This is a genomic window from Azorhizobium sp. AG788, from assembly GCF_943371865.1.
Taxonomy (GTDB): domain Bacteria; phylum Pseudomonadota; class Alphaproteobacteria; order Rhizobiales; family Xanthobacteraceae; genus Azorhizobium.
Genome location: NZ_CALRWL010000012.1, coordinates 35,635 through 61,698, shown reverse-complemented (window position 1 = coordinate 61,698; position 26,064 = coordinate 35,635). Strand labels below are relative to the sequence as shown.

At 67.0% G+C, this 26,064-nt stretch carries 21 protein-coding genes; 9 read left to right on the top strand and 12 right to left on the bottom strand.

Annotated elements, in window-relative coordinates; genetic code table 11:
* Positions 1-10: 10 nt before the first annotated feature.
* Complete coding sequence (locus AAG816_RS09555) at positions 11-4,867, bottom strand: NAD-glutamate dehydrogenase (protein ID WP_341989373.1); 4,857 nt, start codon at positions 4,865-4,867, stop codon at positions 11-13.
* A gap of 237 nt (positions 4,868-5,104) precedes the next feature.
* Between AAG816_RS09555 and AAG816_RS09550 the strand changes: the two genes are divergently transcribed.
* The 7 genes from AAG816_RS09550 to AAG816_RS09520 all read left to right on the top strand — a co-directional run bounded on the left by AAG816_RS09550 (position 5,105) and on the right by AAG816_RS09520 (position 11,427).
* Positions 5,105-5,716 carry a peroxidase-related enzyme gene (locus AAG816_RS09550; RefSeq protein WP_341989425.1) on the top strand — a complete coding sequence of 204 codons (612 nt, stop codon included), beginning with the start codon at positions 5,105-5,107 and terminating at the stop codon, positions 5,714-5,716.
* A gap of 84 nt (positions 5,717-5,800) precedes the next feature.
* The gene (locus tag AAG816_RS09545; RefSeq protein ID WP_341989372.1) at positions 5,801-6,361 is read left to right on the top strand and encodes a hypothetical protein; all 561 of its coding nucleotides are present in this window, start codon (positions 5,801-5,803) and stop codon (positions 6,359-6,361) included.
* A gap of 211 nt (positions 6,362-6,572) precedes the next feature.
* Positions 6,573-7,328, top strand: coding sequence for an ABC transporter ATP-binding protein (locus AAG816_RS09540; protein ID WP_341989371.1), 756 nt, complete (start codon positions 6,573-6,575; stop codon positions 7,326-7,328).
* Positions 7,321-8,064, top strand: a complete 744-nt coding sequence (locus AAG816_RS09535) for an ABC transporter ATP-binding protein (protein ID WP_341989370.1) — start codon at positions 7,321-7,323, stop codon at positions 8,062-8,064. Before AAG816_RS09540 ends, AAG816_RS09535 begins: the two co-directional genes overlap by 8 nt.
* A 55-nt stretch (positions 8,065-8,119) precedes the next feature.
* Positions 8,120-9,337, top strand: a complete 1,218-nt coding sequence (locus AAG816_RS09530) for an ABC transporter substrate-binding protein (RefSeq protein ID WP_341989369.1) — start codon at positions 8,120-8,122, stop codon at positions 9,335-9,337.
* Between the two features lie 161 nt (positions 9,338-9,498).
* Positions 9,499-10,380, top strand: coding sequence for a branched-chain amino acid ABC transporter permease (locus tag AAG816_RS09525; RefSeq protein ID WP_341989368.1), 882 nt, complete (start codon positions 9,499-9,501; stop codon positions 10,378-10,380).
* Between the two features lie 51 nt (positions 10,381-10,431).
* Complete coding sequence (locus AAG816_RS09520) at positions 10,432-11,427, top strand: branched-chain amino acid ABC transporter permease (protein WP_341989367.1); 996 nt, start codon at positions 10,432-10,434, stop codon at positions 11,425-11,427.
* 44 nt (positions 11,428-11,471) lie between these two features.
* Here AAG816_RS09520 and AAG816_RS09515 read toward each other — a convergent pair whose 3' ends face one another.
* The 6 genes from AAG816_RS09515 to AAG816_RS09490 form a co-directional block, all read right to left on the bottom strand.
* On the bottom strand, positions 11,472-12,236 hold the full coding sequence (locus tag AAG816_RS09515; protein ID WP_341989366.1) for an SDR family NAD(P)-dependent oxidoreductase: 765 nt from the start codon (positions 12,234-12,236) through the stop codon (positions 11,472-11,474).
* Between the two features lie 92 nt (positions 12,237-12,328).
* A complete protein-coding gene (locus tag AAG816_RS09510; protein WP_341989365.1) occupies positions 12,329-12,772 on the bottom strand; it encodes a PPC domain-containing DNA-binding protein in 444 nt (147 codons plus the stop codon).
* Positions 12,762-13,343: a PPC domain-containing DNA-binding protein gene (locus AAG816_RS09505; RefSeq protein WP_341989364.1), complete on the bottom strand. Its 582-nt coding sequence runs from the start codon at positions 13,341-13,343 to the stop codon at positions 12,762-12,764. Before AAG816_RS09505 ends, AAG816_RS09510 begins: the two co-directional genes overlap by 11 nt.
* Positions 13,340-14,989, bottom strand: a complete 1,650-nt coding sequence (locus tag AAG816_RS09500) for an acyl-CoA synthetase (RefSeq protein ID WP_341989363.1) — start codon at positions 14,987-14,989, stop codon at positions 13,340-13,342. The genes AAG816_RS09505 and AAG816_RS09500 overlap by 4 nt, the downstream gene beginning before the upstream one ends.
* Positions 14,986-16,155: an acetyl-CoA acetyltransferase gene (locus tag AAG816_RS09495; protein WP_341989362.1), complete on the bottom strand. Its 1,170-nt coding sequence runs from the start codon at positions 16,153-16,155 to the stop codon at positions 14,986-14,988. Before AAG816_RS09495 ends, AAG816_RS09500 begins: the two co-directional genes overlap by 4 nt.
* On the bottom strand, positions 16,152-17,036 hold the full coding sequence (locus AAG816_RS09490) for an IclR family transcriptional regulator (protein WP_341989361.1): 885 nt from the start codon (positions 17,034-17,036) through the stop codon (positions 16,152-16,154). The genes AAG816_RS09495 and AAG816_RS09490 overlap by 4 nt, the downstream gene beginning before the upstream one ends.
* Positions 17,037-17,238: 202 nt before the next feature.
* Here AAG816_RS09490 and AAG816_RS09485 point away from each other — a divergent pair, with 202 nt between their 5' ends.
* A complete protein-coding gene (locus tag AAG816_RS09485; RefSeq protein ID WP_341989360.1) occupies positions 17,239-18,258 on the top strand; it encodes a TRAP transporter substrate-binding protein in 1,020 nt (339 codons plus the stop codon).
* Positions 18,259-18,263: 5 nt separating this feature from the next.
* Positions 18,264-20,153, top strand: a complete 1,890-nt coding sequence (locus AAG816_RS09480; RefSeq protein WP_341989359.1) for a TRAP transporter large permease subunit — start codon at positions 18,264-18,266, stop codon at positions 20,151-20,153.
* A gap of 58 nt (positions 20,154-20,211) precedes the next feature.
* On the opposite strand, the gene AAG816_RS09475 is transcribed toward AAG816_RS09480, so the two are convergent.
* From AAG816_RS09475 to ccoG, 5 genes are all read right to left on the bottom strand, one after another.
* Positions 20,212-21,351: a hypothetical protein gene (locus AAG816_RS09475; RefSeq protein WP_341989358.1), complete on the bottom strand. Its 1,140-nt coding sequence runs from the start codon at positions 21,349-21,351 to the stop codon at positions 20,212-20,214.
* Entirely contained in the window at positions 21,348-21,497 is a 150-nt protein-coding gene (ccoS, locus tag AAG816_RS09470) for a cbb3-type cytochrome oxidase assembly protein CcoS (RefSeq protein WP_341989357.1), read from the bottom strand. The genes AAG816_RS09475 and ccoS overlap by 4 nt, the downstream gene beginning before the upstream one ends.
* Positions 21,494-23,722, bottom strand: a complete 2,229-nt coding sequence (locus AAG816_RS09465; RefSeq protein WP_341989356.1) for a heavy metal translocating P-type ATPase — start codon at positions 23,720-23,722, stop codon at positions 21,494-21,496. The genes ccoS and AAG816_RS09465 overlap by 4 nt, the downstream gene beginning before the upstream one ends.
* Before the next feature lie 177 nt (positions 23,723-23,899).
* Positions 23,900-24,406 (bottom strand): FixH family protein, encoded by a 507-nt coding sequence (locus AAG816_RS09460; protein ID WP_341989355.1) that lies wholly within the window; start codon positions 24,404-24,406, stop codon positions 23,900-23,902.
* A gap of 76 nt (positions 24,407-24,482) precedes the next feature.
* Positions 24,483-25,955: a cytochrome c oxidase accessory protein CcoG gene (gene ccoG / locus AAG816_RS09455; RefSeq protein WP_341989354.1), complete on the bottom strand. Its 1,473-nt coding sequence runs from the start codon at positions 25,953-25,955 to the stop codon at positions 24,483-24,485.
* Positions 25,956-26,064: the final 109 nt, after the last annotated feature.

The following is a 26,064-nucleotide window of genomic DNA, read 5'->3' as shown; positions in this document are numbered from 1 at the left end:
CTTCCGGCGTTTAACCCCGGGCGAGATCGCCCAACAGGTTCGCGGCCAGGGTCAGCTTGGACAGGGAGAGGCCGGAGGCGGTGATGTCCTGCACCGTGGCGCGGATGCGGTCCACTTCCTTGCGGCGGCGCTCCACCCAGGCTTCGACACCTTCGGCACCGGTGCCGCCCTGGGCCAGAACTTCACTGGTGACCTGTCGGATGAAGGTCTCCACCTGCGCCACCGCCCGGTCCAGGGCGAGACGGTCGTAATAGTCCGGGGCGGAGATGGACTTGGCAGAGGTGATGAGGTCGTCGATGGCGAAGTAGCGTCCCGCCGCGAAGAAGGTGGGCGCCGCCTCGTCGATGCGCCGGCCGCTGCGTTCCGCCAGCAGGGCGATATCCGAGCCCGCCGCCAGCGCCGGGAGCACGGCGATCCGCGCTGCCAGCGCATCGGGCACCCGGTGGTGGACCAGTTCGGCGATGCGGCGGTCACGGGCGATGCGCCAGGCATCGGGCAGGCTGGCGTCGAGAGCGCCGCCGACCTCGGCGATGGCCGCGCCATAGCGCGCCACCACTCCGGCAATGCCGTCCGCCAGGCTGACGTTGCGCAGGAACCAGATGGTGCGGCCGATCATCAGATCCTGCACGGCGGCATAGAGACCCAGCTGGACTTCCCCATCCACCTGGGTGTCCAGGGCGTCGATGGCGGCATTGATGTCCGCCAGGCGATAGCTGTCGCGCACCACCGCAAACGCGCGGGCGATCCCCGCGGCGTCGGCGCCGGTCTGGTCGGCGATGCGGGTGATGCTGGCCGGCCCGCCCTGGTTGACGATGGCATTGGCGAGGCCGGTGGAGATGATCTCCCGCCGCAGCCGATGGGCGGTGATGGCACCCGGGAAGCGCTCCTGGAGCGCGGGTGGGAAATAGCGCACCAGTTCATCCGCCAGATAGGCATCGTCCGGCACGTCGGAGGCGAGCAACTCCGCATAGAGGGACAATTTGGCATAGGCCAGCAGCACCGCCAGTTCCGGGCGGGTGAGATATTCCCCGCGCGCCCGGCGTTCCTGGATCTCGCCGTCGCCGGGCAGGAATTCCACGCTGCGGTCCAGTTCACCGCGCACTTCCAGCGCCTGCATCATCCGCTGCTGGAACGCCAGATCCTCGGTGCCGCGACGCTCCGCCAGCGAGAGGGCGAGCGGCTGGAGATAATTGTTCCGCAACACCAGCAGGCCGACGTCATCGGTCATCTCGGCCAGCAGGGCGGCCCGATCCGGCCCCGTGAGCGTGCCTTCCGCCACCGGCAGGGAGAGCGCGATCTTGATGTTCACCTCCACGTCGGAGGTGTTGACGCCGGCGGAATTGTCGATGGCGTCGGTGTTCAGCTTGACGCCCTTGCGGGCTGCCTCGATGCGCCCGCGCTGGGTCATGCCGAGGTTGGCGCCTTCGCCGATCACCTTCACCTTCAGATCGTTGGCGATGATGCGGATGGCATCGTTGGCGCGGTCGCCCACCTGGGCGTCGCTTTCCACCACGGCGCGTACATAGGTGCCGATGCCGCCGAACCACAGCAGGTCCACGTCCGCTTTCAGGATCGCGGTCATGACGTCGTTCGGGGTGGCTTCGGGCTTGGCGAGACCGAGCAGCGCCTGCACCTGCGGCGACAGCGGGATGCGCTTGGCGGTGCGCGGATAGATGCCGCCGCCTTCGGAGATCAGGCTGGCGTCATAGTCCGCCCAGCTGGACCGGGGCAGAGCGAACAGCCGGGCGCGCTCCGCATGAGCCACCGCCGGATTGGTGCCGGGATCGAGGAAGATGTGGCGGTGGTCGAAGGCCGCCACCAGCTTGATGGCCTTGGACAGCAGCATGCCGTTGCCGAACACGTCGCCGGACATGTCGCCGACACCCACCACGGTGATCGGCGTGACCTGGATATCCACGTTCAATTCGCGGAAATGGCGCTTCACCGCCTCCCACGCGCCGCGGGCGGTGATGCCCATGGCCTTGTGATCGTAACCCACCGAGCCGCCGGAGGCGAAGGCGTCATCCAGCCAGAAGCCGTGGCGCTGGGAGATGCCGTTGGCGGTGTCGGAGAAGGTGGCGGTGCCCTTGTCGGCGGCGACCACCAGATAGGGATCGTCGCCGTCGAGCCGCACCACGTCCTGGGGATGCACCACCTCGCCATTCTTCAGATTGTCGGTGAGGTCCAGCAGGCTGGAAACGAACGTCTCATAGGCGGAGACGCCTTCCGCCTGCACCGCGTCGCGGCTGCCGCCCAGCGGCAGGCGCTTGGGCACGAAGCCGCCCTTGGCGCCCACGGGCACGATCACCGCATTCTTGACCTGCTGCGCCTTCACCAGGCCCAGCACTTCGGTGCGGAAATCCTGCGGCCGGTCGGACCAGCGCAGGCCGCCACGGGCCACATGGCCGAAGCGCAGATGCACGCCTTCCACCTGGGGTGAGTAGACGAACACTTCGTACAGCGGACGGGGCAAAGGCAGCCCTTCCACCTTGGCGCTTTCATACTTGATGGCGATGGCCGCCTTGGGCCGGCCGTCGCTGCCGCGCTGGTAGAACGTGGTGCGCAACGCCGCGTCCACCAGATTGACGAACCGGCGCAGGATGCGGTCCTCGTCCAGGCTGGAGACCTCGGCGAGGGCGGCCTCGATCTGCTCCCGCAGCGGCGCCTCCCGGGCGGCGCGGGCCTCCGGCGCCGGATCGCGCGCCGGATCGAACCGGGCATGGAACAGCCGGGCCACCCGTTCGGCCACGCCGGCGTGGCGCACCAGCGTGGTCCACAGATAGTCCTGGGAAAAGGCCATGCCGGCCTGGCGCAGATAGCGCGCCAGCGCCCGCACCAGGGCCACGTCCCGCCAGGCGAGCGAGGTGTCGAGCACCAAGGCATTGAAGCCGTCATTCTCCGCCTCGCCGCGCAAGACGGCGGTGAGCAGGTCCTCCAGGCGCTCGGCGGCCCCGGATACCTCGATGGCGATGCGATCGGCCCGTTCCAGGCTCATTTCGTGGACCCAGCTGCAGGTCGCGGTGGCTGGGTCGGCGCCGCGGCGCGGGCTGGTCTCGATCCGGTAGGTGCGCTCGTCGATGGCCCGCAGGCCCATATTTTCCAGCGTCGGCACCCGCTGTGCCAGCGGCAGCGGCCGGCCGAAGGAAATCAGCCGCAGGGAGATCCGGTTGGCGGTGTCGCCGGGCCGCCGATAGAAGTCCAGGGCGACCGGGCGGGCGGCGGACAGCCGCTCCAGGCGGGCAATGTCGTCCACCGCCGTATTGACCCCATAGGCGGCGATATAGCCGCCATCGAAGGCGTTTCCATAACGCTCATAGAGGGTTTGGGCATTGCCGCCGGCGAGACTGGCCAGCAGCGCTTCCCGCAAGCGGTCGGACCAGGTCAGGGCCAGGCGCGCCACTTCCTTTTCCAACTCCGCCCGGTTCACCTCCGGCGTCCGGCCTTCCGTGCGGCCAATGATGTAGCGCACGCGGGTCAGCGGCAGGTCGGTGAGGAACGTGGGCTCCACCGACTCCACGTCGCCCCCGAATACCTGCCCGAGATAGGCCCCCACGCGCTGGCGCAGGCTGGCGTCGAAGCGCTCGCGCGGCACATAGACCAGGACGGAGACGAAGCGGTCGAAGCGATCCACGCGGGGCAGAACCCGCACCCGCGGCCGGTCGTAGAGGGACAGGATGACCACCGCATAGGCTTGCAGCGTATCGGCGTCGATCTGGAACAGCTCGTCGCGCGGATAGGTTTCCAGAACCGTGGTCAGGGCTTTGCCGGAGTGACTGTCCAGATCGAAGCCGGCCCACAGCAGAACCGCCTCCGCCTTGTTCCGCAGATACGGGATCTGGAGCACCGAATGGGTATAAGCGGTGGAGGTGAACAGGCCGATGATGCGCAGTTCGCCGGTAACCGTTCCTTCGGAATCGTGCAGCTTGACACCGATATAATCCAACGGCGCCCGGCGGTGGACCCGCGAGTGGATGCTGGATTTTGTGATGATCAGAGGCTGTCCGCCGGGTTGAAATTGCCGGACGTCGGGCGTGGTCACCAGCGGATCGGAACCCAGGCGCAATTCGTGGACCTGCGGGTCGCAGAGCACGCCGAGGCCACTGTCGACAATGGCCTCCAGGCTGCCGTCGGCGGCCAGCGCATAGGCGCGCACCCCGAGGAAGATGAAATTGTCCGTGACCAGCCACTCAATGAGATCGGCGGCTTCGTCGCGCTCGGTCTCTGCATAAGGGCGCTTCTCGCGTCGATAGGCCTTTGACACCTCATAGACGCGGCTGCGCATAGCGGCGAAATCGCGGTTGGCCGCGCGCACATCGGTCAGGACCCGGAGCAGGGCCGCGCGCAGGTCCGCTTCCGCCTCGGGACCGTTGAGCGCAGGAATATGTAAGTGAATGAGGCTTTCGCGGTGGAGGCCGCGGGTCGCGGCGGCGGCCAGGTCCGGTTCGATACCGGATACGCCTTCGCCGCCGTCCCGTTCCAGCGTGAAGATCGGATGGACAGCCAAGCGCAATTCAATTCCTCGCTCCGCCAGTTCGCAGGAGATGGAATCGAACAGGAAAGACATATCGTCATTTACCGCCTCAATGACTGTGATTGGCGGATGACCGGGTAACTCGGGGGTGAAGACATGAACGTCGCTGGTGCCGGCCTTGTGGGCGCACAGGTGGCTCCATGCTTTACGGGACAAGGCCGCGAAGGCCTCTGGGAGCAGCGCTTCCACGTCCTCAGGCGCCGCGGCGCCGAAGAGTTGACGGGTGAAGGCCTCCGGAATGCCTGCTCCTTCCATCTTGAGCAGGCTCACAGCCAGAGAAAGCCGCGCCTTCGGGCCGAAGGAGGCGTCTGCGCCCTTGGTTCCCTCGATATTCATCACGTCTCTCCTGAGGGCTTTCATTTCAGCCCCACTTTGCGCGATCCTCGCCCCTGATGGGACGCACCGGGTGTGAGCCCGAGGCGCGACGAAATCGTGACGAGGTCCCCCTTTATGGAAAAGAAGATGACGCCGGTTCGATCTGCGCGCAAGAGCGCTAAACATATTGAAAATACTGCCTTTGCAAGCAGCGCGCCTGCTAAAAAGGCACCAAAACGGAGGGTTCATGATACCGCACTGCAGCAGGCGGCTGACAATCCGGTTGCCGACGCTGCCGCTGCGCGCGTAACGGCGCTTGATCTGCCGCAGGCGCCGCTGGACGCTGCGACCCAGGCCTATTTCGACAAATGCGTGGAGAAGATCGGCTATGTGCCGAACGTTCTGCTCGCTTATGCGTTCGATTTGCCCAAGCTCACCGCCTTCGCCGCCATGTACAACGATCTGATGCTGGCGCCGTCCGGCCTCTCCAAGCTGGAGCGGGAGATGATTGCGGTGGCGGTCTCGGCTGTGAACCGCTGCTATTATTGCCTCACCGCCCATGGCGCGGCCGTGCGCAGCCTCTCCGGCAATCCGGAACTGGGCGAGCAGATCGTGATGAACTATCGCGCCGCCCGGCTCGATCCGCGGCAGAGGGCGCTGCTGGACTTCGCCGTAAAGCTGACCGAAACCCCGCACGCCGTCGAAGAGGCGGACCGGGCCGGGCTGCGGGCGGTGGGGCTCAGCGATCGCGATATCTGGGACGTTGCGGCAGTCACCGCCTTCTTCAACATGTCGAACCGCGTGGCCACCGCCACCGACATGCGGCCGAACGCACAATATCTCACCCAGGCTCGCACGCCCGCGGATTGAAGACACCTTGCTCGGTGCGGGATGCTGGCTCTGCCCTGCCAGCTCCTCTCATGCTATATTTGTTCAGATATCGCATGAGAGGTCATGATGGGGTCGATCGACGTCGCGCGCCGGGGATGGCGGATCCAAGCGGGCGGGTGCCTCGTCGGCGTGTCGCTGCTGATGGCTGGGGTGACCAATGGCCCTGTGTCCGCGGCGGAGGGAGAGGGGTGCGCGGCGGCGGCCTGGTCGCTCACCGAGGATGGCGCCCGCTTGCGCGCGGCGCCCCCAGCGCGGGTCGATGGCGGTGCGCTGGCGCTCAGCGAGCCGATCGCCGTGGTCGTGAGTCTCCTGCCGACGGCGGAAGCGCGCCTGCCGCTCCCGCCCGAGCGGAGACCCGCAGCGGATAGGTTCGCGGGCTATGTGACGCTTGAGGTTCCCCCCGCAGGCGGGGTGCTCCAGGTGACCCTGGCGCAAGCGGCGTGGATCGACCTGATCCGAGAGGGCGAGGCCCTGAAGCCCTTGGCCTTTACCGGCGTGCGCAACTGTCCGCTGGCACGCAAAAGTGTGCGATTCCTGGTGCCGGCCGGTGCCGGGCCATGGGTGCTGCAACTGAGCGGTGCGCCGGAAAATAGCGTGGCTTTGGCGGTTTCGCTGGTTCCGTGACAGGACGCGGAAGTGTCATAATCCAAAGAATCTATCGCTCGTTCAAATCTTGGCCTTTTGGTCTATTGACGTAGCCGCGGCTTACCGTGCTACGGTTCATCCCAACAAAGCGGCCAACAATGGCCCATCCGGATGGGGAGTGTCGGCACCGCAGAGCGGGCCGGCCGAACGCAGCGAGGCACATGTGGCGATTTTGGACACTGTCTCAGACGTGCCCTACATCGTTGAAGCAAAAGGTCTCACCAAGGAATTCAAGGGGTTCGCCGCGGTCAAGAACGTGGACCTCAAGATTCGCCGACACACCATTCATGCCCTCATCGGGCCGAATGGGGCCGGCAAGACCACTTGCTTCAATCTGATCACCAAATTTCTGGAGCCGACGCGGGGCACGATCCGGCTCAACGGGCGGGAGATCACGCGCACCAAGCCGGCCGATGTGGCCCGGCTGGGGATGGTGCGGTCGTTCCAGATCTCCGCCACCTTCGGCCACCTCACCGTGCTGGAAAATGTGCGCGTGGCGCTGCAGCGCAAGCTCGGCACCTCGTTCCATTTCTGGACCTCTGAACAGTCGCTCAATGCGTTGAACGAACGCGGCATGGCCCTGCTGGAGGAGGTGGGGCTCACCTCCTATGCCCAGCATCTGGCGGTGGAATTGCCCTATGGCCGCAAGCGCGCCCTGGAGATCGCCACCACGCTGGCGCTGGAGCCGGAGATGCTGCTGCTCGACGAGCCGACCTCCGGCATGGGCCGCGAGGACATCGCCCGCACCGCCGAACTCATCAAGCGGGTGTCGGCCAACCGCACCGTGCTGATGGTGGAGCACAATCTCTCCGTGGTGGCCGATTTGTCGGACACCATCACGGTGCTGGCCCGGGGCGAGATCCTCACCGAGGGGCCCTATTCGGACGTGTCGAAAAATCCGCTGGTGATTGAAGCCTATATGGGCACGGGGCACGGACATGCGTGAAGCCACCATGGTCCAGACCCAGTCGCAGACATCGTCCGCGCCCTTGCTGAAGGTCGAGGAACTGCACGGCTATTATGGCGAGAGCCATGTGCTGCACGGCATGACCTTCGATGTGCATCCGGGCGAAGTGGTCACTCTGCTGGGCCGCAACGGCGCCGGCAAGACCACCACCATGCGCGCCATCATGGGCCTGCTGCGCAAGCGCTCAGGCTCGATCCGCTATGAGGGCACCGAGACCGTGGGGCTGGCGCCCAACAAGATCGCCCGGCTGGGCATTGCGCTCTGCCCGGAGGAACGCGGCATCTTCGCCAGCCTCAATGTGCGGGAAAACCTGCTGCTGCCGCCGGTGGTGAAGCCCGGCGGCCTGTCCGTGGACGAGATCCACGAGCTGTTTCCGCGCCTGGAAGAGCGCAAATACAGCCAGGGCACCAAATTGTCCGGTGGCGAGCAGCAGATGCTGGCCATCGCCCGCATCCTGCGCACCGGGGCGAAATTCCTGCTGCTGGACGAGCCCACCGAAGGGCTTGCGCCCGTGATCGTGCAGCATATCGGCGAGATCATTCGCACCCTGAAGACACGGGGCTTCACCGTGCTTCTGGTGGAGCAGAACTTCCACTTCGCCTCAACCGTCGCCGATCGCCACTATGTGGTCGAGCACGGACGGGTGGTGGACATGGTGCCCAACGACAAGATCGCGGAAAACGCGGCGCGCCTGGAAGCCTTCCTCGGCGTCTGAAGCCGGGGGTTTCGTACAGCGATAAGCCGGTGTCCTGCCGGCAGGAGGAAACAAAATGCGTCTCGCAGCCACGCTCTTGGCCGCCGGCAGCCTGTTCGCTGTCAGCGCCGCTCATGCTCAGACCCCGATTCCGGTCAAGATCGGCGTCCTCAATGACCAGTCCGGCCTCTATGCCGATCTTGGTGGCCCCGGCTCGGTCTGGGCCGCCAAGAAGGCGATCGAAGATTTCAGCGCCACCCCTGCGGGCAAGACCCTGAAGGTGGACGTGATCTTCGCCGATCATCAGAACAAGGCCGACGTTGGCACCTCCGTTGCCCGTCAGTGGTATGACGTTGAAGGCGTCGACATGATTGCCGACGTTCCCAATTCCGGCGTCGCTCTGGCCGTGAACCAGGTGACCAAGGAAAAGAACAAGGTCTTCATCAACTCCGGCGCGGCCGCCTCCGATCTGACCGGCAAGGCGTGCACGCCCAATACGGTCCACTGGACCTATGATACCTGGGCGCTGGCCAACGGCACCGGCAAGGCGATCACCACGACCGGTGGCAAGACCTGGTTCTTCATCACCGCCGACTATGCCTTCGGCCATGCGCTGGAGCGTGATACCGCGGCGGTGGTCACCGCCAATGGCGGCAAGGTGGTGGGCCAGGTGCGGGTGCCGCTCAACAATTCGGACTTCTCGTCCTTCCTGTTGCAGGCGCAGTCCTCGAAGGCCCAGATCATCGGCATGGCCAATGCCGGCGGTGACACCATCAACACCATCAAGCAGGCGGCGGAATACGGCATCGTCGAGGGTGGCCAGAAACTGGCCGGCCTGCTGATCTTCCTGTCCGATGTGAACTCGCTGGGCCTGAAGACCGCGCAGGGGATCAACCTGACCTCCGCCTGGTATTGGGACATGAACGACAACAACCGCGCCTTCGCCAAGGAATTTGCCGCGGCCAACCGCGGCGTCTATCCCACCATGGTGCATGCGGGCGTGTATTCCGGTGTCCTGCATTACCTGAAGGCCGTGGCGGCTCTGAAGTCGGCCAAGGATGGCGCCGCCGTGGTGGCGGAGATGAAGAAGCTGCCCACCGACGACAAATTGTTCGGCAAGGGCGAGGTCCGCGCCGACGGCCGGCAGATCCACCCGATGTATCTGTTCGAGGTGAAGAAGCCGGCGGACTCCAAATATCCCTACGATTACTACACCCTGAAGGCGACCATTCCCGCCAATGAGGCCTTCCGCCCGTTGAGCGAGAGCGACTGCCCGCTGGTCAAGAAGAGCTGAGCCTGAGCCGGTGCCGGGCGGCGTTGCGCCGCCCGGCACCGGCGGCTTGCCGGTTCCTTCGGTGCGGCTGCCATCTGGCGCCGGTCCGCATGAACCCCGAACACACCGCCGCGCGGGACGCGGCCTTTCCGATCGCAGACCTCAGGACCTGAGACCGACCCATGTTCGAGCTCCTCGGCATCGCGCCGCAAGCTTTGTTCGGCCAACTGCTTCTGGGCCTCATCAATGGCGCGTTCTACGCCATGCTGAGCCTCGGCCTCGCGGTCATCTTCGGCCTGCTCAACGTCATCAACTTCACCCACGGCGCCCAATATATGATGGGCGCCTTCGGGGCGTGGATGCTGCTCAATTATGTGGGCATTCCGTTCTGGGGCGCACTGGTGATCTCCCCCATCCTGGTGGCCATCGTCGGCATGGTGATCGAGCGCACACTCCTGCGGCGGCTCTACCATCTGGACCATCTCTACGGCCTGCTGCTCACCTTCGGCCTCGGCCTCATCATCGAGGGCCTGTTCCGGCGGCAATATGGCTCCTCGGGCCTGCCCTATAACAATCCCCTGCCGGGCGGCACCAATCTCGGCTTCATGTTCCTGCCCAATTACCGCGCCTTCGTGGTGGTGGCCTCCCTGGTGGTGTGTTTCGCCACCTGGTTCGTCATCGAGCGCACCAAGCTCGGCTCCTATCTGCGCGCCGCCACCGAGCGGCCGGATCTGGTGCAGGCCTTCGGCATCGACGTGCCGCGCATGATCACCCTGACCTATGGCTTCGGCGTCGGTCTGGCCGCGCTCGCCGGTGTGCTGGCGGCGCCCGCCTATCAGGTGAGCCCCACCATGGGCTCCAACCTGATCATCGTGGTGTTTGCGGTGGTGGTGATCGGCGGCATGGGGTCGATCATGGGCGCCATCGTCACCGGCTTTGGCCTCGGCATCGTGGAAGGCCTGACCAAGGTGTTTTATCCCGAAGCCTCGTCCACCGTCATTTTCGTCGTCATGGCCATCGTGCTTCTGGTGAAGCCGGCGGGCCTGTTCGGCACCGCCAAGTAATGCGCACGGTCCGTCCATGCGAACGATACGTGAAAGCGAAGTGAGGGCGTCATGAGCACCACATCATCCCCCCTCGCTCTGGCCGGGGGCAAGACCTCCACCGGCGGCACGCTGCGGCTGGTCTGCATCATCGTCGCGCTGGCGGCGCTGCTGGTGGCGCCGCTGGTGGTGTATCCGGTCTTCCTCATGAAGGTGTTGTGCTTCGCGCTGTTCGCCTGCGCCTTCAATCTGCTGCTGGGCTATGCGGGCCTGCTGTCGTTCGGCCACGCCATGTTCTTCGGCGGTGCCGCTTATATCTCGGCTTATACGGTGCGCAATTGGGGCTTCACCCCGGAACTGGGCATTCTCGCCGGCACCGCCTGCGCCGCCCTCCTGGGGCTGGTGGCGGGGCTGCTGGCGATCCGGCGCCTGGGCATCTATTTCGCCATGGTGACCCTGGCGCTGGCGCAGATGTTCTTCTTCTTCTGCCTTCAGGCGCCGTTCACCGGCGGCGAGGACGGCATCCAGGGCGTGCCGCGGCGGGCGGTGTTCGGCATCATCGACATCACCAAGGACCTGAACCTCTATTATGTGGTGCTGGCCATCTTCCTGATCGGCTTCGCCGTCATCTACCGCACCATCCATTCGCCGTTCGGGCAGGTGCTGAAAGCCATTCGCGAGAATGAGCCGCGGGCCATTTCCCTGGGCTACCGGGTCAATCAGTACAAATTGCTCGCCTTCGTGCTGTCGGCCGGTCTGGCGGGGCTGGCGGGCGCCACCAAGGCCATCGTGTTCCAGCTGGCCTCGCTCACCGATGTGGCGTGGCAGATGTCGGGCGAGGTGATCCTGATGACCCTGGTGGGCGGCATGGGCACGGTGCTCGGCCCGCTGGTGGGGGCGACCATCATCGTCACCATGCAGAACTATCTCGCCGGCCTGGGCGAGTGGGTGCTGGTGATCCAGGGCGTGATCTTCGTGGTGGTGGTGTCGCTGTTCCGCCGCGGGCTGGTGGGCGAAGTGATCGCCCTGATCCAGCGCAAGGGCCCCTCCGACACCACCCCGCACTGAGCGGGGTCGAACCGGGCGACATCCCGTGTCGCCCGGCTCGGCGATCAGAGCTCGATCAGGCCACCGGCCATGAAGCCGCCGTCCACCGCCAGGGTCTGGCCGGTGACGAAGCTGGACTTGGTCTCATCCAACAGGAAGGCGATGGCCCCGGACACCTCGGACGGGTCCGCATAGCGCTTCATGGGCACGGTCTTCATCCAGCCGGCGCGGGCCTCGTCGGTGTGCATGGCCTTCACCAGCGGCGTCTCGATGGGGCCGGGGGCGATGCCGTTGACGCGGATCTTCAGCGGCGCGAACTCCACCGCCAGGATCTGGGTCAGCATCACCACGCCGGCCTTGGACGAGCCATAAGCGGCCCGGCCCAGATTGCCGCGCAGGCCGGAGACCGAGGCGATGTTGACGATGGAGCCGCCGCCAGCGGCCGCCATGGCCTTGGCCGCCTCGCGCGCCACCACGAAGGTGCCCACCAGGTTCACATTCAGGATCTTGCGGAAGAACTCTGCCGAGGTGTCCAGGGCCGGCAGGTCCTTGCCGATGCCGGCGGAATTCACCACGCCCCACAGCGGCCCGAAGTCGCGCACGGTGGCGGCGATGCTGTCCACCACCGCCGCCTCGTCGGCGACGTCCACCTGAGCAAAGCGCACCTGATCGCCGAACTTGGCGAGCTGGGCCTTGGCGCTGGCGATGCTGGCCGGCACCACATCCGCCGCGGTCACCCGCCAGCCGTCGCTCAGAAGCCCTTCCACCAAAGCCAGGCCGATGCCGGAGGCACCGCCGGTGACGATTACGCTACCCTTTTCCTTGGACACAGCTGAACTCCTTGGGTCGGGCCTTTGGCCCCTGTGGGATCGGGCCTGCGGCCCGGATCGGCGTCGCCTGTCGCGGTGCGCGGAACGACGCCTCAGGCGATCGGTGAATCGACGAGCCACTCTTCGAGATTGATCTCGAAGGTGATGCAGACCGGGTTGCGGCCGGGGACGAAGCGCCCGGCGAAGATGCGGCCCACGGGATCCGCCACGGTGCCGCTGATGCGGGCCTGGGGTGCGCCACCCTCGGTGCGCACTTCGCCCATAAGGGTCAGCATCTCCACCGCCGGGCCGGGCACATCCACGCGGGCGCCGGTGTGCAGTTCCAGGCAGCATTGGCTCAGGCTGCCGAGGCTGCCGCGCACCACCGCATGGGCAAAGCCATGCTGGAGGCACAGTTTCTCGATGGTCTGCACCAGGTCTTCGTTGGGCCGCACGCGCGCGTAGAGAATGCGCCCGGTGTGCCCGCTCTCGGGCGCGGCATCGGGCGGAAGCGGGATGTCGGCGCCGTCCGGGGGCGTGGACAGGTCAGGAGACATGCAAACCCTCCGAGCTGGTGCGCATCGATCCTTCGCCCGGCTGCGCCGGGTGGAAGATGGACATCACGGTTTCCGCATCATAGCGCTGGCGAATGGCGGCGCCCTCGAAGGCGCGGGCGAACACCACCGGCGGCACCGCGCCGACAATGCTGGCGGCGGGGATCACATGGCCGCCGAACAGTTGCCCGTCCGGGTCCGCCAGCAGAGCGTGGCAATGGACCATCAGGCGCCCCTCCACATCGAGGCCCAAGGTGGCGCTGGCACCGATGAGGCCGATGGGGCCGCTCATGCTTTCCGGATCGGTATAGCCGGCCACCTGCGGCCTGCCGACGCGCGGGGCGGCGAGACAATATTCCACCCGCGCGAACACTCCGCCGGTGAGGGTCAGCGCCGCCGCCGAGACGCCGGCGGCGGTCATGGCATTGACGATGCCGTCATAGAGCGAGCGGCCGGGAATGAGCGAGAAGCGGAACGCCCGCGACCGCGCGCAGGCCATGCTGTCCCAGCGCTGCGCCGCCACCGGCCCCGGATGCTTCAGAAGGCGAACGGGTACGTCGCCGGGCGGGCTCATGCGCTGCGCTCCAATGGCTTCTCGAGCGGCAGGTGGCCCCGCGCCTCCAATGCCTCGCGCACCATCTTCTTGGTGATCTTGCCGTAAGCGGACTTGGGCAGTGCCTCCCAGAAGAACACGCGCTTGGGCAGCTTGTAGCGGGAGACCTTGCCGTCCAGGAACGCGGCCACATCGGCCTCGCTCACCACTTGGCCGTCGCGGATCACGCAGACGGCGACGCCCACCTCGCCCCACATGGGGTCGGGCACGCCGACGATGGCCACTTCCACGATGGCGGGATGCTGCAGCAGCTTCTCCTCCACCTCGCGCGGATACACATTGGAGCCGCCGGAAATGTACATGTCCGAGGCGCGGCCGGTGATGTAGACGAAGCCTTCGCCATCCATGTGGCCGAGATCGCCGGTGCGGAACCAGCCGTTGCGGAACGACTTGGCGTTGGCCTCCGGATTCTCGTAATAGCCGGCGAACACGGCGGGGCCGCAGACGCAGATCTCGCCGGTCTCGAACGGCGCCACCTCCGCGCCGGCGTCATCCTGGATCTGCACCTGCATGCCGGTGCGCTCGAAGCCGCAGGTGCCGAGCTTCACCTGCGGGCCATCCTCCGGCTCATGCAGCGCGGGCGGCAGCACGGTGATGTTGCCGGTGACCTCGCCGAGGCCGAAATACTGCACCAGCACCTTGCCCAGCTTGGCCAAGGCCCGCTTCTGGTCCTCGCGGTACATGGGCGCGCCCGCATAGATCACATAGCGCAGCGAGGAATGGTCGAACTGGTCCACCGAGGGGTGTTCCACCAGCATCTTGGTGATGGTGGGCACGGTGAAGATGTTGGTGACCTTCCACTGCGCGACGATCGCCCAGGCTTCGGCCACGTCGAAGCGGTCGGAGGGCAACAGGATGGTCTTCACCGCGCGGGCGGTCTGCACCAATTGGTGAATGCCGGCGCCGTGGGACAGGGGCGCCACCACCAGCGAGGCATCGGCCTGGGTGGTGCCGGGCATCAGGTCGCACAGATGGTTGGTGATGACGAAGGCCATCTGGCCATGGGTCAGCACCGCCGCCTTCGGCCGCCCGGTGGTGCCGGAGGTGAAGAAGAACCAGCAGGGATCGTCATGCTCCACGTCGGCGACGGGGACGCTGCGCCCGAGATGGGCGGCCACCAGGGCGTCATAGTCCGGGCCGAACGGCGCTGCGCCGATGCCGATGACTTTTGCGATGGCCGGGGCCTCCGCCACGGCGGCGGCCACATGCTCGGGGAATTCGGCGTGGCAGATCATGGCCGTGGCGCCGGAGGCCTTGGCCAGATAGGCCACTTCGCCGGGAGTCTGGCGGAAGTTGGTCGGCACCCACACGGCGCCGATGCGGAAGCAGGCGAACATGCTTTCGAACATCTGGATGCAGTTCTTCGACTGCACCAGAACCCGGTCGCCCTTGGTGATGCCCATGTCCGCCAGGGCGGACGCCATGGCGTCCACCCGCACGTCCATCTCGGCCCAGGTGGAGATGAGCGGTCCGTGAACGAAGCCCACCTCCTGCGGAAAGCGGCGGGCCGCCTGCCGCAGGACGTGGGACAGGTTCATCACCCGCCGGGTGCAGGGGGCAACCCCGCCCTTCGGCGCATCCTTGGACGCAGACAGCGATGCGCTCACTTCAGCCGCTCCAGGATGGAGACGTAATTGGCCACCGCGGCGCCGCCCATGTTGAACACGCCGGCCACGGCGGCATCCTTGATCTGCATGTCGCCCGCTTCGCCCAGCAATTGCATGGCCGAGAGCACGTGCATGGAGACGCCGGTGGCGCCGATGGGGTGGCCCTTGGACTTCAGGCCGCCGGAGGGGTTCACCGGCAGGCGGCCGGTCTTCTGGGTGATGCCTTCGCGCACCACCTTGTAGCCCTCGCCGGGCTTGGCCAGGCCCATGACCTCATATTCGATCAGTTCGGCGATGGTGAAGCAGTCGTGAGTCTCCACGAAGTCCAGATCGTCGATGGTCATTTCCGCGTCCGCCAGCGAGCCGGCCCAGGCGCGGCGGGCGCCCTCGAACGCGGTGGGATCGCGGCGGGACATGGCGAGGATGTCGTTGCGGTGGGTGCGGGCGCGGAAGGCGATGGCCCGCTCCAGATCGCGGGCGATCTCTTCGTCCGCCAGCACCAGCGCGGCGGCGCCGTCGGACACCAGCGAGCAGTCGGTGCGGCGGAGCGGCCCGGCCACCAGCGGGTTCTTCTCCGACACGGTGTTGCAGAACTCGAAACCGAAGTCCCGGCGCATCTGGGCGTAGGGATTGGACACGCCGTTGAAATGGTTCTTGGCGGCGATGTGCGCCAGTTCCTCGGAGCGGTCGCCATAGCGCTGGAAATAGTTCTGGGCGATGCGGCCGAACTGGCCGGCAAAGCCGCCCTCGATGTTCGCTTCTTCCTTGCGGTAGGAAGCGTTGAGCAGAATGTCACCCACTTCCGCCGTGGGCTTGGCGGTCATCTTCTCCGCGCCCACCACCAGAGCGATGCGGCCGCGGCCGCTCTCGATGAAATCCAGCGCCGTATAGATGGCGGCGGAGCCGGTGGCGCAGGCGTTTTCCACCCGCACGGCCGGCACATAGGCCAGGCGCTCGTCGGCCATGGCCACCAGGGCGCCCTGGAAATCCTGCTTCTGGAAGCCGGCGTTGAACACGCCGGTGAAGATGCCGTCCACCTTGTCGGGGGTGATGCCGGCATGCTCCAGCGCCGCGCCGGAAACGCGGGCCATGAGGGCCTCGGTATCGGGATCTTCGAGCTTGCCGAAGGCGGTGTGGGCATAGCCCACGATGCAGGCGCGCGTCATGTCTTCACTCTCAGGGCTGTGCGCGACGCAGACGGGCGGGCGCGGGGTGGCGGGGATGCGGCTTGGGTGGGAAAAACGGGTTCGGTGCGGGGCACAGGATGGCGCAACGCCGCCTCCAGCCCTTCAGCCTCGCGGCGCAGCAGCGGCACCAGTTCGGCGCGCCGCTCGGGGCCGAGCCGGCTGTCGATGGCGGCGATGGACAAGGCGCCGATGGGGGTGCCGTCCGGACCACGGACCGGCACGCCGATGCCCCAGGAGCCGGGCATCAAGATGCCGGGGTTGAAGGCGTATCCGGCCTCCCGCGCCTCGGCCACGCAGGAGCGCAGCAGGGCTTCGGAATAAGCAGGGTACCGCTCGGCCAGGACCGCCGCATTGACGGCGAACACCCGGTCCACTTCGGCGTCCGGCAATGCGGCGAGAATGGCGAGGCTGCCGGCGCCGATGCCCATGGGATGGCGGTCGCCGGCCTGGAGCACATGGGTGCGGATGGGGAAGGGGCCTTCCTGGCGGTGCAGGCAGACCACGTAGGTATCGCGCGGCATGGAGAGGAAAGCGGTGTCGCCGCTCTCCTGGGCGAGGCGCGACAGGCCATCCAGGGAGAGCGCGTGCAGGCCGAAGCGTTCGCTGGCCAATGTTCCTAGAACGTAGGTCTCCGGTCCGATATGGTACCGCCGGGACAGCGTATCCTGGTCCAGGAGCCCGGCGCGCACCAGCGCCAGGAGCACCCGGCGGACCGTCGGCTTGGGGAGAGCGGAGCGTGTCACGAGATCGGACAGGCGTGCGCCGTCGCCGCCGGCACGGCCGACCAGCAGCAGCAGCGCGATGGCGCGCTCGATGCTTTGAGTCCCGCCGCCCGAAGGGTCGTCGCCGGTCCTGGTCACGCTTCGCTCCCGAGATCCATCATGTGGACCATATTTTTTGTTTGTAGCCGTCCGTGCATTGACGGCGGCATCAACAATGATAGACACCTTGTTCAGATCCTACAAGTGGGTCAGTATAGGTGACACAAAAACGAGGTCCATATATTGGACCCATTTGGGGAAACAGGTCCGGATCACGGACCATGCCAGGAGGAGCCGGTTCATGTCAGTGTCTCGTCGCGCCCTGTTGAAGGCCACGGCCGCCACCGCCGTCACGGGGGCGGTGTTCGCGCCGTTCGTGGCGCGGGCCCAGCAGGCCGAATTCAGCTATAAATACGCCAATAACCTGCCCGACACGCACCCGATGAACATGCGCGCCAAGGAAATGGCCGCGGCGATCAAGCAAGAGACCAATGGTCGCTTCGATCTGCAAATTTTCCCCACCAGCCAGCTCGGCTCGGACACCGATACGCTGAGCCAGTTGCGCTCCGGCGGCGTCGAATTCTTCACCTTGTCGCCGCTGATCCTGTCCACATTGGTGCCCAATGCCTCGGTGAGCGGCATCGGCTTCGCCTTCCCGGACTATGCCAGCGTATGGAAGGCCATGGATGGCGAACTGGGCGCCTATGTGCGCGGGCAGATCGCCAAGTTCGGCCTCGTGGCCATGGACAAGATCTGGGACAACGGCTTCCGTCAGACCACCTCGTCCACCAAGCCGATCCAGACCCCCGCCGACCTTGAGAACTTCAAGATCCGCGTGCCGGTCTCGCCCTTGTGGACCTCCATGTACAAGGCCTTCGGCTCGGCCCCGGCCTCCATCAATTTTGCCGAAGTCTATTCGGCCCTGCAGACCAAGATCGTCGATGGCCAGGAAAATCCCCTCGCCATTATTGCGACGGCCAAGCTGTATGAAGTGCAGAAATACTGCTCGCTGACCAATCACATGTGGGACGGCTTCTGGTTCCTGGCCAACCGCCGCGCGTGGATGGCCCTGCCCGAGGATATCCGCACCATCGTCGCCAAGAACATCAATGCGGCCGGCGAGAAGGAGCGGGCGGACGTCGCCAAGCTCAATGCCTCGCTGCAGCAGGATCTGTCGGCCAAGGGCCTGGTCTTCAACCAGCCGGATCCGGCGCCGTTCCGCGACAAGCTCCGCGCTGCCGGCTTCTATGCCGAGTGGAAGGCCAAGTTCGGCGACGAAGCTTGGACCGTTCTGGAAAACGCGGTCGGCAAGTTGTCGTGACCAAGATGGCCGAGGTTCCTTCCTACCACGGCCACGGTGGGGCGCCGCTTGCGGCGCCCACCAGCCGGACCGCCGCCGTGGCTGCCGTGGCGGATCGCGTGCTCGGCTTTCTCGTGGAAATCCCCGCCGCCATCCTGGTGGCGGCGGAAATCTGCGTCCTGTTTGCGGGCGTCGTCGCCCGCTACCTGTTGCACAAGCCGCTGGTCTGGTCCGACGAGCTGGCGTCCATTCTGTTCCTGTGGCTGGCCATGCTGGGCGCCGTGGTGGCGTTCCGCCGGGGTGAGCACATGCGCATGACGGCGGTGGCCACCAAGGTCAATCCGCAGATGCGCGCGTTCCTGGATGTGATCGCCATCACTTCGGCGCTGGCCTTCCTGCTGATGGTGTTCCCGCACGCGCTGGAATATGCCGAGGAGGAAGCCTTCATCCTCACCCCGGCGCTGGAAATTCCCAACTCCTTCCGCGCCGCGGCGCTGCCGGTGGGGCTGGGGCTGATGGTTGTGTTCGCACTCCTGCGCCTCGCCCGGGTGGCGGATGTGCGCATGGTCGCTGTGGCCTTGATCACCACCGGCGCCATCGTTGCCGCCTTCTGGCTGCTCGGCCCGGTGCTGAAGCCGCTCGGCAATGCCAATCTGCTGATCTTCTTCGTCGGCGTGGTGGCGGTCTGCGTGTTCGCCGGCGTGCCCATCGCCTTTGCGTTCGGTCTCGCCACGTTCGGCTATCTGGCGCTCACCACCCGCACCCCCATGATGGTGCTGGTGGGCCGCATGGACGAGGGCATGAGCCATCTCATCCTGCTCTCCGTGCCGCTGTTCGTGTTCCTCGGCATGCTGATCGAGATGACCGGCATGGCGAAAGCCATGGTGCAGTTCCTCGCCAGCCTGCTGGGGCATGTGAAGGGCGGGCTGCATTATGTGCTGGTGGGGGCCATGTATCTGGTCTCCGGCATCTCCGGTTCCAAGGCCGCCGACATGGCGGCGGTGGCCCCGGTGCTGTTTCCGGAAATGAAGGCCCGTGGCGCCAAGGAAGGCGATCTCGTCGCTCTCCTCTCCGCCACCGGGGCGCAGACCGAGACCATCCCGCCCTCGCTGGTGCTGATCACCATCGGCTCGGTGACCGGCGTGTCGATCTCGGCGCTGTTCACCGGCGGCCTGATGCCGGGCCTGGTGCTGGCGGTGACGCTGTGCGCGGTGGTGTGGTGGCGGTATCGCGGCGAGGATCTGCGCCATGTGACGCGGGCCTCCTGGACCACCATCCTGCGGACCTTCGTGATTGCCTTTCCGGCCATCGCGCTGCCGTTCGTGATCCGCGCCGCGGTGATCGAGGGCGTTGCGACCGCAACTGAAGTGTCCACCTTGGGCATCGTCTATGCGGTGGCGGCGGGCATCCTGATCTACCGCAAGTTCGATGTGAATCGGCTGAAGCCCATGCTGGTGGATACCGCCTGCCTGTCGGGCGCCATTCTGCTGATCATCGGCACAGCCACGGGCATGGCCTGGGGCCTCACCCAGTCGGGCTTCTCCCGGGAACTGGCCCGCGCCATGACCGGGCTGCCGGGCGGAGCGATGTCGTTCATGGCGGTGTCGGTGGTGGCGTTCATCATTCTGGGCAGCGTGCTGGAGGGCATTCCCGCCATCGTGCTGTTCGGGCCGCTGCTGTTCCCCATCGCCAGGGCCGTCGGCATTCACGAAGTGCACTATGCCATGGTGGTGATCCTGGCCATGGGCATGGGGCTGTTCGCGCCGCCGTTCGGGGTCGGCTATTACGCCGCCTGCGCCATCGGGCGGGTGGATCCGGTGGCCGGGATGAAACCCATCCTGGGCTACATGATCGCTCTGTTCGTGGGCTTGGTGGTGGTGGCCCTGGTGCCGTGGTTCTCCATCGGCTTCCTGTGAGGGCCTGAAACTGAAACGGGCGCCGCCGGGGATCCCCCCGCGCGGCGCCTTTTTCATGTCAGAACAGCCGGCCCGCCAGAGCGGCGCCGATGATGGCGGCGGTGAACAGCGCGCCGTCGTGCAGCGCGAGGGCGAGGCGGCCGGGCTTGGCCACCTGATGCAGCCAGCCGGTGCAGCCCACCGTCGCCACCGACCAGCCCGCGCCCACCAGCACCAGCGCCGCCGCCAGCAGCGCCGGCTCTCCGGACATCTGCAACGGAAAGGCGAGCGCCACCAGCACGAGACCGGCGAACGCCAGCCGCGGCGGCGTCAGCACCTGGGACGCAATGCGCCCGTCCAACAGCGCCAGCGGGGCGGCCGGGGCATACATGGCGGCCACATGCAGGGCGATGAAGCCGAACACCGCCCCTTCGCCCACGCCGCAGCCGAGCAGTGCCAGCGGCGCGCCGGCCATCACCAGGCTCATGCCGAACCAGGCCAGCATGCCCACCACGGTGGGGGCGAGGATAGCCGCCAGCGGTCCGGGTGTGACCATGGACAGCCAGGGGCGGGCATCGGGGGCCAGGCGAACCGCGACCCCCAGCGAGGCGGTGTGCGCCAGCGCGGCGAGGACGGCGGATCCCACCAGGAAGGCGGGCGAGAACAGGCCTTCCGCCAGCGTGGCCAGGGTTGGCCCGGCCAGCGCCGCCAGCAGCCCGCCGGCCATCACGCCCGCGGCCGCCGCGGCGGGGCGACCGGCGGAGGCAGCGGCCTCGTGGCGGTAGAAGAAGGAAAAACCCTGCGCCATCCCCAGCCACAGGGCGCCCAGGCAGGCAAAGGAGAATTGCCGCTGCAACAGGCCCACGGCCAGCAAAGCCCCGCCGGCGATGCCCAGCGAGGCGCCGAGCGCAAAGCCCGTGCGCCGCCCGAACGCATCGCCCAGGAACGAGGCCGGAAACGAGGCCAGCGCCGCCCCCAGCATCAGCGCCGCGAACGGCAGTGTCGCCAGCGAAGGGCGCGGCGCCAGCAGGGCGCCGGCCAGGGGCAGCACGCCGGCGGCCAAGGTCTGCGCCAGCACCGCGAAGGCAAACCCCAGCGCCAGGGGCAGGGCATTGGGCCGCGCGCCGGCATTGTCATTGGCGGGCGCCTCGAACTGCGGATCGCAGATGCAGGCCAGCATGCCCGCGCGCGGACCGCCGACCGGGGCCAGACGGCTCATTTCTTCAGATCCTCGTCGGAGAGGATGCGCACGGCGGCACCGTCCAGATCCTCATATTGCCCGCTCTTCAGACTCCAGAGGAACGCCAGCAGGCCGGCGAATCCCAGGCCCAGAGCGGCGGGCACCAGATAGAGCAGAATGGTCATGAATGTGCCTCCGCCGTCGACAGTGCCGGGCTGGGCGCCTTCGCCTCCGCCGCCGTGCGCTCGCCGCGGGCCGGGCGGCCGGCGCGCAACGCGTTGAGCGTCACCAGGATGGACGAGCCGGACATGGCCAGCGCCGCCACCAGCGGCGTGACATGCCCGCTGACCGCCAGGGGAACGGCGATGAAATTATACGCCACCGCCAGCCCCAGATTCTGCCGCATCAGCCGCGCCGCGGTGCGGGCGCCATCGATGGCGGCGCGCACCGGGGCGAGGCGCTGGCCGAGGAACACCGCGTCCGCCTGGGCCTGCGTCACCGCAACGCCGCTGGCCGGTGAGAGCGAGACGCGGGCGGCCGCCAGAGCGGGGGCGTCGTTCAGGCCATCGCCGACCATCAGCACCATGTGGCCCTCGGCCTTCAGGCGCTCCAAAGCGGCGATCTTGTCGGCGGGGCGCAGGCCCGCGCCATAATGGGCAATACCAAGCGTGCGGGCCACCGCCGCCACCGGGCCTTCCCGGTCGCCGGAGAGGATGCGCACGTCCAGGCCACGGGCCTTGAGGTCAGCCACCACTTGCACCGCATCGGGCCGCAGCGCCTGATCAAGGCCGATCACCAGGGTGCGCGTGCCCCAGCGCAGCGCGATCGGGGTGGCGGTGGGCGCCATGTCCGGCGGCAACACCGCGTCGCAGAAGGCGAGGCTGCCCAGACGCACCTCCTGGCCCTCCAACGTGCCGCGCACGCCGGCACCGGGCATTTCCTCGACGCCATCCAGCGCCGGGCCCACCGCGTGGCGGGCGAGCGCCGCAGCCAGCGGGTGGCGGCTGGACAAAGCCAGACGCGCGGCCAGCGCCACCAGATCGGGATCGGCATCCGCCGTCAGGCGCAGTTCCGGCTCGGGGAGGGTCAGGGTGCCGGTCTTGTCGAACACCACGGTATCGACGCCGGCCATGCGCTCCAGCATGTCGCCGGCATTCACCAGCAGGCCGGCGCGGAACAAGCGCCCGGTGGCCACCACCTGCACCGCCGGCACCGCCAATGCCAAGGCGCAGGGGCAGGTGATGATGAGCACCGCGACCGCAATCATCACCGCATCATGGGCGCTGGCGCCCAGCAGCAGCCAGCCGATGGCCGAGATGAAGGCGGTGAGATGCACCACGGGGGCATAGAGCCGCGCCACCCGGTCCGCGAGGCGCACATAGCCGGCCCGCTGCGATAGCGCGCCATCCAGCAGGCGCTGCACGTCGTCGATCAAGGTGCCCTCGCCGCCGGCGGTCACCCGCAGGGTCAGCGCCCCGGCGCCGTTGAGGCTGCCGGCATAGAGCGTGTCGCCGGCGACGACCGCGCGCGGCAGCGTTTCGCCGGTGATCAGCGCCTCATCCACCGCGGAGCTGCCGACCTCCACCACGCCGTCGGCGCCGATGCGCTCGCCGGCCGCCACCAGGATGCGGTCGCCGGTCTGCAAGGCCTGCACCGGCACCCAGACCGGACTGCCGGAGGCATCCAGCCGCTGCGCCATCTCACCGCGCAGGGCAGCAAGGTTGCCGGCCACGGCGCGGGTGCGGCGGCGGGCTTCATGGTCGAGGTAGCGCCCGGCCAGGAGGAAGAACAGCAGCATCACCGCACTGTCGAAAAAGGCGTGCTCGCGATGGAGAATGGTCTCCACCAGGGACATGCCCAGGGCCAGGATCACCCCCAGCGAGATCGGCACGTCCATGTTGAGCGAGCGCGTGCGCAGCGCCCGCAGGGCACTCTGGAAGAAGGGTTGGCCGGCATAAGCGGCGGCGGGCAGGGCGATCAAGGCGGACAGCCAGTGGAACAGATCGCGGGTCTCGGGGGTGATGTCGGTGACGTTGCCGGCCCAGACCGAGACCGACAGCAGCATCACATTCATCATGGCAAAGCCGGCCACCCCGAGGCAGCGCAGCAGCCATTGCGCGCGCTTGGCCTCGGCTTCCTCGGCGCGGCCGGCAAAGGGATGCGCCCGGTAGCCCAGAGTTTCCAGGCGCCCCACCAGGGCCGCGGGCTCGCCGGCGCCGTCCCACTCCACGGTCAGGCGATGGGTGCTGTAATTGAGGCGGGCGCGCACCACGCCGGGCAGCGCCATCACCCCATGTTCGATGTCGGAAATGCAGGCGGCGCAGTCGATGCCGTCCACGGCGAGGCTCATCTGCGAGCGCCCGTCCGCTTCCGTTGCCACGAAGATGGAATAATCGACCGCCTGGGCCATGGGCTCACGCCTTTGTCGTCATGCGTCAGTGGCGGGTGTGTCGGGTGCCCGGTCCGATATCACACCTGCGGCGGTGCCGGCACCAAAAGAAAGGTGCCGGCCGAGGCGGTCCGCCCGACTGCCTCGGCCGGCGCTGCGTTCGCCTTGAACCGTATCCCCCCAGAGGACGGGTCCGGCTTAGCGCAGCTGCACTCTGTTTTTCGACCGGAACAGGCGGTCCCCGCCTTGCGCCAGATCAACAATCAGTTCCCATTGGCCCGGATGCACCGCAGCTTTGCCCTGGTAGCGCCCGCCGCCCAGGTCCACCAGATCCACCGTCACGTCCTGGCGGGCATCGGCGGGATGGGCGAAGCGTGCGTCCACGTCGAAGCCCGCCACCGGCTTGCCGCTGGCGTCCTTGGCTTCGATCAGCAAGGTGCGGGTGCCGTCGGTCCCGTCGCGCACCGAGAGGTCCACCGCCCAGCGCCGGGCGCCCTGATGGGCGGCGGCGTCCATCTCACCCTTGAAGGCCAGCCCGGCCTTGTACGAGCTCTCTGTCTCCAGCCCGCCGAAGGTGGCGATGGCATAGCGCGCCATCACCAGATTGACCCCGGCGATCACCGCGAAGAAGGCCACCAGCATGGCGAAGACGTGCCAGCCCCTGAGTTCGCCCGGTGTGCGGCGGGCGGCATGTGCATGAGCCATCGCTCTCTCCTGATGCCACGGTATGGGATGCTGAGGCATCCCCACCTTGAAAAACGCTTGCCGTGCGGGCTCGGCGTTACGGGCCGATGAAATGGTCACTGACGGCGGCGCCGGTGGCCCCGGTCAGGTCGCGAATGCGGAAGGTGACCGGAATGGAGGCGCCGGGATCGAGCTTGCCGTCATAGGTGACCAGCACGCGGGCCTCCAATGTCTTGTCCGGACCAATGGTCAGCACGTCGCCCTCAGGGGTGGGCGCGATGCCCACCACGGTCAGCTTGGCGCCGGGCAGGCCCTCGACGGTGAGCGCGAAGCGGCGGGTTTCCAGCTTCTTGTTGGTGAGCCGCACCGTATAGGCATTGCGCAGGGCGCCGTCCGACAACCGGACGAACACCGGGTTGCGATCATGGATCGCGGCGAGACCCTCGCTGGTGCGATCCGCAAGGCTGTAGATCATGATGCCGCCCACCAAGGCGATCAGCGCCACATAAAGGATGGTGCGCGGCCGCACGATGCGCTGCACGCTGGGCTTGCCCGCGATCCGGGCTTCCAGATTGGCTTCGGAATCATAGGCGATCAGGCCGCGTGGACGATTGATCTTGTCCATCACAGTGTCGCAGGCATCGATGCACAGGCCGCACTGGATGCACTCCAGCTGCGAGCCATGGCGAATATCCACGCCGGTGGGGCAGACGGCCACGCACTGGTTGCAGTCGATGCAGTCGCCGACTTTCTCGCCCTCCGCGCGGGCGAGGGCGGCCTTCTTCACCGAGCCGCGGGGCTCGCCGCGGTCGTAAAGATAGGTGACGTTGAGCGCATACTCATCGGTGAGCGCCGCCTGGATCCGCGGCCAGGGGCACATATAGGTGCACACCTGCTCGCGCAGATGGCCGGCAAGGGTATAGGTGGTGAAGGTCAGCACCATGATGGACACATAGGCCACCGCGGGCGCCTGGAAGGTGGCAAGCTCCACCACCAGGGTCGGGGCGTCGGCGAAATAGAGCACCCAGGCGCCGCCGGTCCACCAGGCAATCAGCAGCCAGACGCTGTGCTTGAGCGTCTTGTGGGCCACCTTCTCCAGGGTCCAAGGGCCTGCATCGGCCAGCATATGCGCGCGGCGGTCGCCTTCGATGGCGCGCTCCACGGCCATATACAGGTCGGTCCACACCGTCTGCGGGCACAGATAGCCGCACCACACGCGCCCGGCCACCGCATTCATCAGGAACAAGGTCAGGGCGGCGAGGATCAGCAGGCCGGCCAGATAATAGAATTCCTGCGGCCAGATCTCGATGAAGAAGAAGTAGAAGCGCCGGGTCGGAAAATCGATCAGCACCGCCTGGCTGGGGGCATCGGGGCCGCGATCCCAGCGCACGAACGGCAGGAAGTAATAGATGGCCAAGGTCACGGCCAGCAGCACCCATTTGATGGTGCGCAGGCGGCCTTTGACGCTCTGGGGATAGATTGCCCGGCGCGCTGCGTAGAGCGGCTCATCGTCTGTGGGGGCAGGCGAGGGCGTTTGCGACTTGGGGGACTTCACGGCGGCGGCGGTCATGGCGGATGCTCTTGCTCGGACAGGACTGCCGAGCCGATGAGGGGGCGCACGCTGGCGCGGCGCCCCCGGACCTTTGAAAAGACGCCAGAGTCCCGGGCGGGGACGCCGG